Source organism: Hydrotalea flava (assembly GCF_001623405.1).
Taxonomy (GTDB): domain Bacteria; phylum Bacteroidota; class Bacteroidia; order Chitinophagales; family Chitinophagaceae; genus Hydrotalea; species Hydrotalea flava.
This window is the reverse complement of the sequence record NZ_LUHG01000037.1, coordinates 1-14790: the sequence shown is the minus strand read 5'-3', so window position 1 is coordinate 14790 and position 14790 is coordinate 1. Positions and strand designations below refer to the sequence as shown.

The following is a 14790-nucleotide window of genomic DNA, read 5'->3' as shown; positions in this document are numbered from 1 at the left end:
TTCAGGAGGGTTTCTTGTTATTGAAAAGCAGTGCGAACTGCTTCCATTGTTTTGGCGCCGGGGAAAAATGATACCAGCCTTTCTATTACTGCTTCTACAATATTATCCGGACAACTGGCCCCGCTGGTAATTAAAATTTTAAGAGGCGTTTTGCCCGGTAAATAACCTGAAATGGTTTGGGTTGCTTTGGTTTGCCAGTTGCAATGCACTAAGTTTTGTGCATCTAATATTTTATTGGCACTATCAATAAAATAAGTAGGTAATTGCTGTTCGCACAATTCAACCAGGTGTGAAGTATTACTGCTTTTATAACCTCCAATGACAATAGCCAAATCGGCAGGAGTACGCAACATACCTGTTACTGCAGTTTGGTTATCGTTGGTAGCATAACACAATGTATCTTTGGTATCAGCAAATCTTTGTTGCAGGGTAGCATCGGTTAATTGATATTTTACAATCATTACATTTTTTAAATAATCAGCTATGGCCTGGGTATCGGTAGCTAATTGTGTGGTTTGATTTACTACGCCAATTTTCTGCAAATCCTTTTCCACATCAAAACCTTCAGAGAAATGCCCTTTGAATACTTCATAAAATGCTGCAGAGGGTCTGTTGCCGGTTATAAATTCTCCCAATAGAATGGCTTCCCGCATATCATTAATAATTAATGTGGCTGTATTGGCAGCTGCATGCGAAAAAGTAGCCCTTGTTTCTTCATGCTTTGGTTTGCCGTGAATAATAATGGTATAACCTTTTTGTGCAATCTGTTCACTTCGGTTCCATACTTTTTCTACAAAAGGGCAGGTCGTATTGTATTGTGCTGTTTCAATTCCTTTTTTGTGTAATATTTTTTCAATGGCCAGCGTGGTACCAAAAGCCGGAATTAAAACAATATCATCCTGTTTTAAATCATCAAATGGAATGAGTTGGTTACCTAAATTATCTTGCAAAAATAAAACCCCTTCGGCTTTTAAATCGGCATTTACCTGAGGGTTATGTATCATTTCGCTCAATAAAAATATACGTTTCCCCTTATGCGTTTCAATGGTTTTAAAAGCAATTTCAATAGCATTTTCAACACCATAACAAAAGCCGAAATGGCGCGCCAAATAAATTTGCAGTGGTCCAAAATCTAATAAAGTTGGGGTAAAGTCCTTTTTTAGTTTATCAGCTTGCCTCCTATAATTTTTGATATGGCTAATTAAGTGGCTTCTATAAAATACCGGAACATTAAATTGCTTCATACTTTATTCATTATGGGTTAATGCAGGTAATGTTTTTTCAAAAGTTTCAAAATATACTTCAGTTGCTAATTGCTACTCGTGCTACAAATTTGATTTTAATGGTATAACCATTTAACTGCTGTAAAGTTGTAATATCATGCATGCAAAGGTACAATGTTCGGCTGCAATTCATGCGCACCTGCGCATTTCGTTTTCGGGAACGTTTCCGTAAAATTTTTTCTGTTCCTCTTCAATGCACAATAGATTTGACTAATAGGAATAACCGATTGCTCAAAAATGATATACAAACTTATTTATGAAAACAACAATTTTTTTTCATTCCTTCTCAATACAATACAGGTTGTTGTTGATGGTAGTAATCTGCAGTTTATCAGTAGTAACCCGGGTAGTTGCACAGGATAAAACCATGGATGATTATCGTAAAATGGCGCCTTTTGCCATGCCTGAATTAGTTTTACCAGCCATTCCGGTAAATACTTTTACCATCACCGATTTTGGAGCCATAGGAAATGGTCAGGCATTAAATACCAATGCTATACAACATGCTATTGAGGCCTGCAGCAAAGCAGGTGGTGGCACGGTGCTAATACCATCGGGCTTATGGTTAACCGGACCTATTACCCTTAAAAGTAATATTAATTTGCATGTATCAACCGGTGCAGTGGTATTATTTACACCCGATAGAAATAGTTATCCCATTATACCGGCATCAAAAAATACCACCAAAAATTTTATTGTACAGCCACCCATTTATGGTTATCAATTAAAAAATGTGGCCATTACCGGTGGCGGCATATTGGATGGTTCAGGAGAAGCCTGGCGCCCGGTAAAAAAATCGAAAGTTTCGGAAATTCAATGGAAACATTTTTTATCGGTAGGTGGTGTATTGAATAAAGATGGACAAATTTGGAGGCCTTCAGAAGCAGCGATGAATGGCGAGAAATATTTAAAATCGATCCGGAAAAAAGAAGCGCTAACGGCGGATGATTTTTTGCCGGCACGTGATTTTATCAGACCCAAAATGGTGGTATTGGTGGATTGTGATAAAGTGTTGATAGATGGGCCTACTTTTAAAAACGCACCCAATTTTGTAATGAATCCGCAACATTGCACCAATCTGGTGATTAGAAATGTACAGGTGAATAATGAATACTGGGCACAAAATGGGGATGGTATTGATATTAGTTCCTGTAAAAATGTTATGATTTACAAATGCACCGTTACGGCAGGTGATGATGGTATTTGTATGAAATCGAGCGGCGAAAAAATACCCGGTGTGCCGGAGTTAGCCAATGTAATTATGGCAGATTGTATTGTATATCATGCACATGGTGGTTTTGTAATTGGCAGCAATACCGATGGTGGTATGCAAAACATATTTGTAAACAATTGCAGCTTTATTGGCACTGATATGGGTGTAAGGGTAAAAAGTAATGCCGGCCGAGGCGGAACAGTGAAAGATATATATGTGCAGAATATTTATATGGCCAATATTGTAAATGAGGCCATAGGGTTTGATACATATTATGAAGATATGCCTGCAGGAAAAGAAAAATCAACCTTACATGAACAATCCATGGATAAAGTGCCCAACTTTTCAAACTTTTATTTTCAGAACATTTATTGTAATGGTGCTGCCAAAGCAATCAGTATTAAGGGAATGCCCGATGCATTGATTCGGCAATTACATTTTAAAGATATGGTCATAGCAGCCAAATCAGGCTTTGCCTGCGAAAATGCAACAGACCTGTTTTTGAAAAATGTACACATTGTTACCGGTAAACAACCTCTTTTTGAAACCAATGGTTGTAAAAATATTCAAATAACAGAATAGGTTCAAGTAAGCGGTATTAACTGCACAATTTGTTCCAGATACAACCTGTCTGTTTCATCGAATTGTGAAACAGTTTTTGCATCTGCATCCAACACACCCATAACAGCACCTTTATGCAAGATTGGAACTACAATTTCTGATTGTGATAAACTACTGCAGGTAATATGTCCCGGAAAAGCATTTACATCCGGAACAACAATGGTGGCTGCCTGTTGCCAGCTGGTGCCACAAACGCCACGGCCTTTGCGTATGCGTGTACAGGCAATGGGGCCCTGAAAAGGCCCTAAAATCAGTTCATCATTTTTTACCAGATAAAACCCCACCCATAACCAGTTAAATTGTTCTTTTAACATGGCAGCTATATTGGCTAAATTGGCAATTAAATCAGTTTCTCCCTCAATAATGGCTGCTATTTGTGGTAGCAAAGTATTGTATTGTTCTATTTTACTTCCTGCTGCTTTTATGAAATTTTCTGCCATATTATGGTATTGAATCTTTTTGAACGAATGGTTTATTTAATGGAATGCATTTGTAAATAATTCCATCTGAAAATGTATGCATCAGTATGCATTGTTTTACTTTATTAATTTCATTATGTTCTATCAAATCAGGGTTGTCGCCACTATTTAGCCAAATAACATACAAAGCATTGGTTTGTAAAAATACATTGAGTTCATTTTCGTGGGTTAGTTCGGGTAAGGTTTTTACTTTTTTTCCGGTAAAATAATAAATGGCAGCATAGTCATTACTGTATAAAGGAATGGTAGCAGTATCTGTAAATGGAGAAGTTTTTAAAAAATGCAATATATCAGATGATTGCCAGTAATCTTCCGCATAACCTCCAATACCCGCTTCATGATTGTTTTTTAAAGTAGTATAGCCATTATTTAAATTGCCTATGAAAGCAAATAAGGCCAGTAATCCGGCCAGAATCATGGTTGTTCTGGATGATTTTTGGGAGGCATTGATCATTTGATGAATTCCGGCACAAATGATTAAAAAAAATGGAATGGCAACTGGTGCCAACAAGCGATTATTGATATCATCATAATTAGAAAATGTAGAAGAAAGAATAATAAACAACACATATATCAGAAGAAAAGCTTCAGCAATAACAGTAAAACCTATTTCCTTTTTTTGATGAACGATGGCTGTATACAAATAAATTCCTGTGATGATGATTAATAAAATACCCAACAACAACGCATAAAGCATGGATGGATGATTAGAGCCCAGCCATCCTGCCAGTACATTGCCATATAGCTGCATGTTTTCAATAAAGCTTGTATCTGCCGGTAATCGTTTACCGGTTAAATATCCCGACTGTAGTACGTTCGATAACAAATTAATACACAAAAAACTACTGCTGATGCATCCAAACAAAATGGTATGCATCCATCTTTTTGTCCAGTTGGAATGTGTTGCAAACAGCAACAAAAAACAACCTGTTGCAATTACGGTAATACCTGCATAACGCGTAATGGCGGCAATACCGGCAATAACAGCAGCAAATAATAAATTTTTAAAATCAGCGTGATGTATATAACGCTGTTGTACTACAATAAACAACATTACCAGAAAAATAAACAGTGTTTCAGACCAAAGCATGGTATACACCTCCAAAAGTGCAGGGTTGGTTATCAGCAACAGCAGTACAACATTTTTGTATATACGATTTTTCATGCTTGCATTTTCTAAAATATACCCTGCTATACAAACATTACCGGCAAATAAAATAGCGGTGAGGTAGGGAGCAACCACAACAATATCCTGCTGTGTTAGCAACATTATCAAATGTAAAAAATAAGGAAAGGCAACCGGAAACATGGTAAGCGGTTTGCCATCAAACTGCAGAAAGCCATTGCCCAACGTAAGGTTTCTGGCTACGCTGGTATACATAATTGAGTCGGGCGAAATACCAATGCCACCATGTTGCGTTAGTAACAATACAAAGTAAAATGCCAGTGCTGCAGCAATACAAGTGTCAATATGTTGTTTCAAAAATTGAACAATAAGTTTCAATGCTTTGTTTTTTGGGGTTATAACGCTGTAAAATAATGGTATATGATTATTTCGCAAAAATAAACAGATACTTGCAATCATTCATCTGTATTCATTTCACTGAGAACATGCGCTCATTTCATTAAAGCGGAATATATTGTTGAAAGATGGTGGCGTATTGTATTGAACCTTGCGGTTTAACCTGCATCAGGCAGTATATTTGCAGCATGCATTATGTTTCTGTAGAAGGACTTACAAAGAGTTATGGGATCAATCCCTTGTTTAAAAATATTTCATTTCACATTAATGAAGGAGATAAAATAGCATTGATTGCCCGCAATGGAGTAGGCAAGTCAACCTTACTGCGTATTTTAAATGGGGATGAAACAGCTGATTCGGGCACCATTTTTATACACAAAGATGTTACCGTAGCATTGTTTGAGCAGGAACCCAAATTTGAAGAACATTTAACGGTATTGGAAAATATATTCTCATCCGATCATCCCGTTATGAATGTAATCAGGGCTTATGAAGCTGCGGCTGATAAAGAAGATGGAGAGGCAATGGCCGAATTGTTTGAAAAAATGGATGCTTATCAGGCATGGGATTTTGAAGTGAAGGTAAAGCAGATTTTAACCAAATTAAACATTCATCATTTAGAACAACCGGTTAGTGCATTGAGTGGCGGGCAAAGAAAAAGAGTAGCCCTGGCAAAAACTTTAATTGACATAGGTTTTAATCATCAACATACTTTGTTAATGATGGATGAACCTACCAACCATTTGGATGTTGAAATGATTGAGTGGCTCGAAAATTATTTAAGTCAGCAGAATGTTACCTTATTATTGGTTACCCACGACCGCTATTTTTTAGATGCCGTTACCGAAGAAATTTGGGAATTGGAACGCGAAAATATGTATGTGTATAAAGGTAATTATGAAAATTATCTGGAACGAAAAGCGGCACGTATTGAAAGTGAATTAGCCAGTATTGACAAAGCAAAAAATCAATACCGGAAAGAATTGGAATGGATGCGTAAGCAACCAAAAGCACGCACCACCAAAAGCAAAAGCAGGCAGGATAATTTTTATGAAGTAGAAGCCAAAGCCAAACAAAGAATAGAAGATGCCCAATTGCAATTAAACGTAAAAATGAGCAGGCTGGGAGGTAAGATTGTTGAAATGAAAAAAGTATGCAAAAGCTATGGCAATCTTAATGTATTAAAAGGGTTTGATTATACGTTTTCAAAAGGGGAGCGTATTGGTATTGTAGGAAAGAATGGGGTAGGAAAAAGTACATTTTTAAATGTGTTGCAACAAATTGAACCAACCGATAGCGGTAAAATCAATATAGGCGATACGGTGTTATTTGGAAATTTTTCACAAGCCGGGTTAGTGATTAAAGAAAACATGCGGGTAATTGAATACGTAAAAACTTTTGCCGAAAGCTTTCCTCTGGCAAATGGCGGCTCTATCAGCGCTGCGCAGTTTTTAGAATTGTTTCTTTTTACTCCTGATAAACAATATACTTATTTACAATCATTGAGTGGTGGCGAAAAAAAACGATTACAGTTATTAATTGTGCTTTTTCAAAATCCTAATTTTCTAATTTTAGATGAACCTACCAATGATTTAGATTTACCAACTTTGGCCGTTCTGGAGCAGTTTTTAAGCGAATACCAGGGTTGTGTGTTAATTGTAAGCCACGATCGCTATTTTATGGATCGGTTGGTAGATCATTTATTTATTTTTGAAGGAGATGGCGTTATACGCGATTTTCCTGGAAATTACACCCAATATCGTATCTGGCTAAAAGATCAGGAAAAGAAAACACTGAACATGGTGAGCCCATTGTCTGAAGCAAAGGAAGAAAAAGGCGGAAAAAATAAAACAGAAAGCACAACTGAAGAAAAAAAGAAACTAAGCTTTAAAGAAAAACGTGAATTTGAATTGTTAGAACAGGAAATAGCTACACTTGAGGCACAGAAAAATGAACTGACTATTCAAATGAGCAGTGGTGAATTAAGTTTTGATGCTTTACAGGAGCTAAGTTTAAAAATGATAGCAATAACCGAAGCACTTTCGGTTAAAGAAAACCGTTGGCTTGAATTAAGTGATAAAATGTAGGTATCCACTATTGTATACCTATTAATTCAACATCAAAAATAAGCGTGCTATTGGGGCCAATGGCAGCACTTACCTGTCTTTCGCCATACGCTAAATGAGGCGGAATAAATAAACGCCATTTACTACCTACCGGCATTAATTGCAAAGCTTCTGTCCAACCCTTTATTACCCGGTTTAATGGAAATACAGCAGGGGTACTCCGTTGTACGCTACTGTCAAAAATGGTTCCATCTATCAATGTGCCATGATAATGGCAAGTTACTGTATCAGTAGCTAATGGCTTTTCTCCATGCCCTTCTGTTAAAATTTCAAATTGTAATCCACTTGTAAGCAAGGTTACTCCATTTCTTTTAGCATTTTCTTCCAGAAAAATTGTACCTCCTGCTAAGTTCTCCTTGGCTTTTTTTGATTTCCATTGGAATAGTTTATCAGAAAGGCTCATTTGCTTTTTTCTTGCAAACTTAATTGTAAACGGAGTAATTCATCTATTTCTGTAGAAATAAACTTAATTTTATATTCCTAATACAATGCAGCGGGGAGTTGATAAAATGTTCTGCAAATAAAAAATCTAAACATATTTTGAAACGAACACATCCTTTAGTTATTTGGGCCGGCATCATCATACTCGTCCTCACTATTGGCGTTTTGGGGTTTATGCTGGTAGAGCACTGGTCGTTTTTAGATGCGTTATATATGACCATCATTACCATCACCACAGTTGGTTATCAGGAAATAAAGCCACTTACTGATAATGGAAAAATATTTAATATAATTTTCATTATTGCTTCTTTTTCAACCTTTACTTATGCTTTGGCCAGTTTAACCCGCTATATTATTAGTGGTGAAATGCAATTGTATTTTAAAAACAAAAAAATTATGAGCAGTTTAGATAACCTCCGCAATCATGTAATTATATGTGGTTTTGGCCGAAATGGTCAGCAGGCAGCCATTACGTTAATGGACCAACAAATTCCATTTGTAGTAATTGAACCGGAAGAACGCAATATCAGGGAGTTTACCAGTGCGTATCCTAATCTCATTTTTATTATTGGCGATGCTACGGAAGATGCTTTGTTAAAAAAAGCAGGAATTGAACGGGCAGTAAGTTTAATCACTACTTTACCCGATGATGCGGATAATGTTTTTATTGTTTTATCGGCCCGTTCATTAAATACGCATTTACAAATTATCAGCAGGGCATCTTTTAATTCAGCAGTACCCAAACTAAAAAAAGCCGGTGCTAATCATGTAATTATGCCCGATAAAATTGGTGGTAAACACATGGCTACCATTGTATCAAAACCTGATGTGGTTGCATTTATTGATTATTTAACGGGCCATGAAGATGAAAGTATGAATATAGAATCGGTAGGGTATGAGCAATTACCTGCAGCCATTCGTAATAGCACTTTACAACAAATTATGGATTGGCAAAAAACAGGTGTGAATTGTATTGGTATCAAACAAAAAAATGGAAGGTTTTTGATCAATCCGCCGGAAAATACTGCTATTTCAGACGGTATGAAATTAATTATTTTAGGCTCTAAGCAACAAATTCATAAAATGAAATCGAATCTTGGTTAAAAAGTTAATCGGTATTTGATCGATGAAATTGAATCATTAATTTAAAAATATATATTTATGAAACAAAAAAAATTAGGCAGCCAGGGAATTCTGGCATCTGAATTGGGTTTGGGATGTATGGGTATGAGTGAATTTTATGGCCGGGCAGATGACAACGAAAACATAAAAGTGTTGCATCATGCATTGGAAATTGGTGTCAATTTTTGGGATACTGCCGATATGTACGGTCCGTACACCAATGAAATTTTGGTTGGAAAAGCACTAAAAGGTCATCGTTCTGCGGTAACACTGGCAACAAAATTTGGTATTGTACGGAGTGGAGCCGATAACCAGACCAGAGCATTGAATGGAAAACCTGAATATGTAAAGCAGGCCTGCGAAGCCAGTTTGAAAAGATTGAATATCGATGTGATTGATTTGTATTATTTACACAGACGTGATCCTGCAACACCTATTGAAGAAACAGTGGGTGCCATGGCCGAATTGGTAAAAGAAGGTAAAATTAGGGGTATTGGTTTAAGTGAAGTATCTGTTGAAACTTTACATAAAGCCCATGCCGTTCATCCTATTACTGCCGTTCAGAGTGAATATTCATTATGGTCAAGAGAACCTGAGGAAGGTATGTTAGCTGCATGCAGCTCAATGGGTATTGCATTTGTGCCATACAGCCCTTTAGGCAGAGGATTTTTAACAGGGCGGTTTAAAAAGTTTGAAGATTTTGCATCGGATGATTATCGTAGGTTTTCTCCCCGTTTTCAGGGCGAAAATTTTACCAAAAACCTGCAATTGGTAGAAAAAATTACGGAATTGGCTGAACAAAAAAAATGCACCCCGGCTCAATTGGCATTAGCCTGGGTATTGGCACAAGGTGATTATATTTTCCCTATCCCCGGTACAAAAAAAATGAAGTATTTGGATGAAAATATCGGTGCTTTATCGGTGCAACTTACTCAGGAAGATTTAGCTGCTATTGATGCGGTATTCCCAAAAGATGCAGCAGCCGGAACAAGATATCCAGAGAGTATGATGGGTACTTTGAACGGATAATATTTTGTATTGTTTTTGTAACCATTGTATTGCAATATTTTTTTAAATAAAAAAGCCTGTTTGCTGGTTGGCAACAGGCTTTTGTTTGGTTGTGCCTTACTTATTTTTTAGGGAAGCAATATCAATTACGAAGCGATAGCGAACATCACTCTTTAATACTCTTTCGTATGCTTCATTTACATAATCAATATTAATTACTTCAACATCTGAAACAATATTGTGTTCCCCACAAAAGTCCAGCATTTCCTGAGTTTCTTTAATACCGCCAATTAATGAACCAATAATGCTTCTTCTTTTGGCAATTAAGTTAAAAGCAGGTACTTGCGATGGAGTGGGAGGAACGCCCACTACAATCATGGTTCCATTGGTTCTTAAAAGTGGCAGGTAAGCATTATAATCGTGCGGAGCAGAAACGGTATTTAAAATAAAATCGAACTTGTTTTCTAATTGTTGCATTATTGTTTTATCTGAAGTAAGTGCAAAATGATGTGCACCCAAGCGTTCTGCATCTGCTTTTTTTGAGGGAGATGAACTGAGCATGGTTACTTCAGCCCCGAACGCAACTGCAAATTTTACAGCCATGTGGCCAAGTCCACCTAAACCTAAAACGGCTACTTTATGGCCTTTTTTAACGCCAACATGGCGTAAAGGTGAATAAGTAGTAATACCGGCACATAATAGTGGTGCTACGCCTTCTAATGGTAAATTGGTAGGAATTTTTAAGGTGTATTGTTCGTCTACAACAATTTGAGTAGAATAGCCGCCATAAGTAGGTTTTCCTTCTTTATCTAATGAATTATAAGTGCCAATCATACCTGTATCGCAGTATTGCTCTAAACCATCTAAGCAATTTTGACAGGTACGGCAGGAGTCTACAAAACATCCTACACCGGCTAAATCACCAACTTTAAAGTTTTTAACATGGTTGCCTACATGCGTAATTCTACCTACAATTTCGTGTCCGGGTACCATGGGGTAAATAGAGTTGCCCCATTCATTGCGCACCTGATGAATATCGGAGTGGCAAACACCGCAGTACAATATTTCAATTTGTACATCATGCGATCCTGGTGTTCTTCTTTCAAACTGAAAAGGTGTTAAAGGGGTTGTTGCTGCCTGTGCAGCATAAGCTTTTGTTGCTGTCATATTCATGAATTGATTTGTTACAGAAAAGAAACAACAAAAGTAATTCATAATGGTTTAAAAATGATGCAGAACTGTTAAAGTGGAAAACAAGTCTAATTGTTTTTTAATGAAAATTATAAGTACTTATCCGTAATACTTCGCTAACTTTATTCACTTCAAACAAAGCATAGCATGCATAAATTATGCATTTACCAACTTAAAAAATAATACATATGCGTAAGTTTTTATTTGTTTCGGCGGCAGCAATGATTGTTTTTACTGCCTGTAATTCCGGTTCAGAATCGGCCGCTTCTAAAGATTCAATGGCTGCAAAAGCAACAGATACTGCTGCTAAAATGGAAGAAGCCATACCTCCTGTGCCTGCTATCCCTGCAGGAGCAAAAGTGTTTTTTAAAAATTTAAAAGATGGGCAGACGGTTACTTCACCACTTAAAATTGAAATGGATGCTGAAGGTATTAGTGTAGATTCATCAGGCCATGTGGTTGCCAATTCAGGGCACCATCATTTGTTAATTGATAGTGGCGATTCTATTCCAATGGGTGTAGTAGTTCCAAAAGATAGTCTGCATTTGCATTTTGGGAATGCACAAAAAGAAACAACCATTCAGCTAGCACCTGGTAAACACCGTTTGGCTTTACAGTTTGCAGATGGTATTCATCGTTCTTATGGAAGTAAATTATCTGCTGCCATTACAGTGAATGTAAAAAAGTAAATGATGTTTTCTTACATTGATTGCATTCAAAAAGCCTCATTAACAAAGTGGGGCTTTTTTGTAAGTAGGTATTTAAATAAGGTTAACCAATTAATTCAATACCATTTTCGGTTAAGTTAATTTTCTTTTTTTTGTATAATGTACCTACTACCATTTTAAAAGTTTTTTTACTCATTCCAAACACTTTATAAATTTCTTTCGGTGCTGATTTATCGTGGTAAGGTAAGAAGCCTTTGTTTTGTTGCAGCAGTTGCAGAATGTGTTCACTTTCATCGGCCACTTTTTGAAAACCGGGTTTGCCTAATGCCACATCAATTTTATTATCGGGTAATATGTTTTTGATATAGCCGTCATATATTTTGCCAATCACCAAATCTTTAAACACTTCGTTATCATGCAACAAACCTAGGTGTTGCTGATTGATGATCATGCTATATCCAAGATCTGTTTTGCGATAAGCCATTAGTTGCACCATTTCTTTTTCTGAAACAGTTAATATTTCATTACTTAAAAAATGGTCTATTTTTTCGGAAGCTGCTATTCTATTGCTTTGTTGGTCAATGTAAATTTTAACCAAATAAGTATCACCAATGCGCATTCCCACTATTTGTTGCGATTTTGCCACAAATAAATCTTTCATCAAACCCCAATCTAAAAAAGCACCGGCGGCTGTTGCGCTTACACATTTTAAAACAACAATATCACCAACCATTCCTTTGGGTTGCTGGGTGGTGGCAATCAGTCTGTTGTCTGAATCGTGGTATACAAATACTTTTAAACTATCTCCAATTTTTAATTCGGGTGGTGCAAAGCGTTTCGGTAATAAAATACCTTCTCCGTTATCATCCATATAAAAGCCAAAGTCAACTTTTCTACTAACGGTAAGGGTATTGTATTTTCCAAGTTCTATCATCATATTGAACAATTAATCTGTAAAAATAGCAATGCTTTTATAATATACCATATAAAACTGAAATTAGGTGATTAGCCATTAAAATTTTTTATAAACCGGCCATTATTCTCAATGAACCAAACCTGCATCGGTTTCAATAATAGTTCTATAGAAATTATAACATCTTTTGTAATCGATAATGGGTAACCGTTCATTTAATCCATGATAGCCTTTACTATCTTTCAATGCAGAAAAATTAACCACGCCATTGCTGATTTTTCGATAGCTTCTGCTATCCGTAGCACCTATCATAATAAATGGAACGGGTATTACATCATCCACCACATCAGTAATAGCCTGTTGTACGGCTAAAAATGCGGGTCCATGTGTATCGGTAGCAGCAGATGGTTCTGCATTAAAATCTCCGGTAACTGTTATTTGTACCCTTTCATCCTGAATGGTATTTTTCATAAATTGAATGACATCATGGGTTGTTTCTCCCGAAAGAATTCTGGAGTTTACAATTGCAGTTGCAATAGTGGGTATTACATTTTCTCTTACACCACTTTCCAGTATGGTGGGTACTATGGTTGTTCTGATCATGGCATTATTTTCGGGACTGGCAGATAGAATTCTTTTATCTGCCCATGAAAATATCCATTGATTGGTGAGCAGTACCTTATTTAAAAAATGAGTAGAAGAAGTACCTGCTCTGTTTAAAAAAGTAGCAACGGGCGCTGTAATTTTTGCAGGCATTTGTGTGCTGCGTAATTTATATAAAGCTCTCGATAATACATCGATTGCGGTTTCTCTGGCTGGTTTCGATGAGTGTCCGCCCGGAATACTTACTTTTAACTGAAAAGTGGCGTAACCTTTTTCTGCTACACCAATAAAAGCAATGGGGCGTGGCACATCTTTCATTTTTTCGGTACTGATTTCGCCACCCTCATCAATCACCAAATCTGCACGTATACCTCTTTTTTGCAAAGTATCAACAATGGCAATGGCGCCGGTTCCAGTAGCTTCTTCATTGTGGCCAAAGCAAAGTAAAACAGTTCTTTTAGGATGATAGCCTTCCTTCAATAATTGTTCTACGGATTCTAATATCGAAACAACACCCGATTTATCATCAACAGAGCCGCGTCCCCAAATGGCACTGTCTGCTACTGCACCACTGAATGGCGGATGTTTCCACATTGAAACTGAGGCTTTTTCAACGGGTACCACATCATAATGAGCCATTAAAATAATAGGTGCCAAAGTTTTATCTGTTCCATCCCATTCGTACACATAACTATAACCATTTACCACGGTTCTTTTGAGTTGCTGATGAATGAATGGATAGGAAGTTGTTAAAAATTGATTGAATTGAGTGAAATGCAGGGTATCAATATGCAGGGTATCTTCCGGCGATATAGTAGATATTTGAACTGCCCGGCTCATGTGTACAATAGCCGAGTCGGGTAATGGCAATAATGCTTTTGCTTTTTGTGCAGGCCAGGGTTTTTGAAAAACAGTGTGGAGAATAAGGGTAATCAGCAAGACTAAAAAAGATGCCATCAAGATTTTAATCCAATTATATTTCATAAGTGTAGTAGTGTTGGTTTTTTGAAGTAAAATAATATGTAATTGCTACTACTTAATCTGACAACCGGTTAAATTTAGAGCAGGTTTTTTTAAGGCATATGCGATAAAAATTATTGGTTAAAAGTGGTTGGGTTTTGATCAACCGCTTTATTATTTTCATCGGTCAGAATATTCCTGGCAGGTTGCTCCTCAGCAGAGCCTGCTTCCGCTTCTTCTGACATGCTAAAGTTAGCGTCTTTTTCCAAGAGTTCATCGATACGTTTTTCTTTGGCTAAATGCACACTGTCAATAAAAGTTTGCATGGGCGTTTTGCCATAGCAGTATTTACCTGAGTGTGTCCGCTCTTCATTGTAGTGTCTTAGCCATTGGTCAAGATCCTGCTGCATTTGATCTACGGAGGTGTATATTTTTTTTCTGAACGCTACTGCATAAAATTCTTCCTGAATGGTGCGATGAAAACGTTCACAGATACCATTGGTTTGAGGGCTGCGGGCTTTCGTTTTTGAGTGTTCTATTCCTTCGATTTGAAGATACAATTCATACTCATGATACTCCGGCTTGCCACAGAATTCGGTTCCACGATCAGTTAAAATCCGCAGCAGTGGCAGTTGTTTAG

Annotated in this window: 12 protein-coding genes and 1 pseudogene; 5 read left to right on the top strand and 8 right to left on the bottom strand. The window is 36.9% G+C overall.

The window, feature by feature from the left end:
* Window positions 1–17 precede the first annotated feature (17 nt).
* Entirely contained in the window at window positions 18–1244 is a 1227-nt protein-coding gene (locus A0F92_RS01705; RefSeq protein ID WP_068241049.1) for a 4-hydroxy-3-methylbut-2-enyl diphosphate reductase, read from the bottom strand.
* A gap of 295 nt (window positions 1245–1539) precedes the next feature.
* Here A0F92_RS01705 and A0F92_RS01700 point away from each other — a divergent pair, with 295 nt between their 5' ends.
* On the top strand, window positions 1540–3078 hold the full coding sequence (locus A0F92_RS01700) for a glycoside hydrolase family 28 protein (protein ID WP_167516734.1): 1539 nt from the start codon (window positions 1540–1542) through the stop codon (window positions 3076–3078).
* A 2-nt stretch (window positions 3079–3080) separates the two neighbouring features.
* Here A0F92_RS01700 and A0F92_RS01695 read toward each other — a convergent pair whose 3' ends face one another.
* Window positions 3081–3557 (bottom strand): GAF domain-containing protein, encoded by a 477-nt coding sequence (locus A0F92_RS01695; RefSeq protein WP_068241045.1) that lies wholly within the window; start codon window positions 3555–3557, stop codon window positions 3081–3083.
* Window position 3558: 1 nt separating this feature from the next.
* A complete protein-coding gene (locus A0F92_RS01690; RefSeq protein WP_167516733.1) occupies window positions 3559–5100 on the bottom strand; it encodes a hypothetical protein in 1542 nt (513 codons plus the stop codon).
* Window positions 5101–5306: 206 nt separating this feature from the next.
* Between A0F92_RS01690 and A0F92_RS01685 the strand changes: the two genes are divergently transcribed.
* Window positions 5307–7205 carry an ABC-F family ATP-binding cassette domain-containing protein gene (locus A0F92_RS01685; RefSeq protein ID WP_068241070.1) on the top strand — a complete coding sequence of 633 codons (1899 nt, stop codon included), beginning with the start codon at window positions 5307–5309 and terminating at the stop codon, window positions 7203–7205.
* 7 nt (window positions 7206–7212) lie between these two features.
* On the opposite strand, the gene A0F92_RS01680 is transcribed toward A0F92_RS01685, so the two are convergent.
* A complete protein-coding gene (locus tag A0F92_RS01680) occupies window positions 7213–7647 on the bottom strand; it encodes an FKBP-type peptidyl-prolyl cis-trans isomerase (RefSeq protein WP_068241041.1) in 435 nt (144 codons plus the stop codon).
* A gap of 137 nt (window positions 7648–7784) precedes the next feature.
* On the opposite strand from A0F92_RS01680, the gene A0F92_RS01675 reads away from it, so the two are divergent.
* Window positions 7785–8789, top strand: a complete 1005-nt coding sequence (locus tag A0F92_RS01675; protein ID WP_068241069.1) for a potassium channel family protein — start codon at window positions 7785–7787, stop codon at window positions 8787–8789.
* Between the two features lie 57 nt (window positions 8790–8846).
* Entirely contained in the window at window positions 8847–9836 is a 990-nt protein-coding gene (locus tag A0F92_RS01670; protein ID WP_068241039.1) for an aldo/keto reductase, read from the top strand.
* Window positions 9837–9932: 96 nt separating this feature from the next.
* Here the strand turns inward: A0F92_RS01670 and A0F92_RS01665 are convergent, their stop codons facing one another.
* Entirely contained in the window at window positions 9933–10982 is a 1050-nt protein-coding gene (locus tag A0F92_RS01665; RefSeq protein WP_068241033.1) for an NAD(P)-dependent alcohol dehydrogenase, read from the bottom strand.
* Between the two features lie 212 nt (window positions 10983–11194).
* Here A0F92_RS01665 and A0F92_RS01660 point away from each other — a divergent pair, with 212 nt between their 5' ends.
* A complete protein-coding gene (locus A0F92_RS01660; protein ID WP_167516732.1) occupies window positions 11195–11695 on the top strand; it encodes a DUF4399 domain-containing protein in 501 nt (166 codons plus the stop codon).
* 82 nt (window positions 11696–11777) lie between these two features.
* Here A0F92_RS01660 and A0F92_RS01655 read toward each other — a convergent pair whose 3' ends face one another.
* The 3 genes and pseudogenes from A0F92_RS01655 to A0F92_RS01645 all read right to left on the bottom strand — a co-directional run.
* Complete coding sequence (locus A0F92_RS01655; protein WP_068241029.1) at window positions 11778–12611, bottom strand: CvfB family protein; 834 nt, start codon at window positions 12609–12611, stop codon at window positions 11778–11780.
* Window positions 12612–12716: 105 nt separating this feature from the next.
* Entirely contained in the window at window positions 12717–14174 is a 1458-nt protein-coding gene (locus tag A0F92_RS01650) for a M20/M25/M40 family metallo-hydrolase (RefSeq protein ID WP_068241027.1), read from the bottom strand.
* A 245-nt stretch (window positions 14175–14419) separates the two neighbouring features.
* Window positions 14420–14790 (bottom strand): annotated as a pseudogene (locus A0F92_RS01645) (integrase core domain-containing protein); the annotation flags it as partial.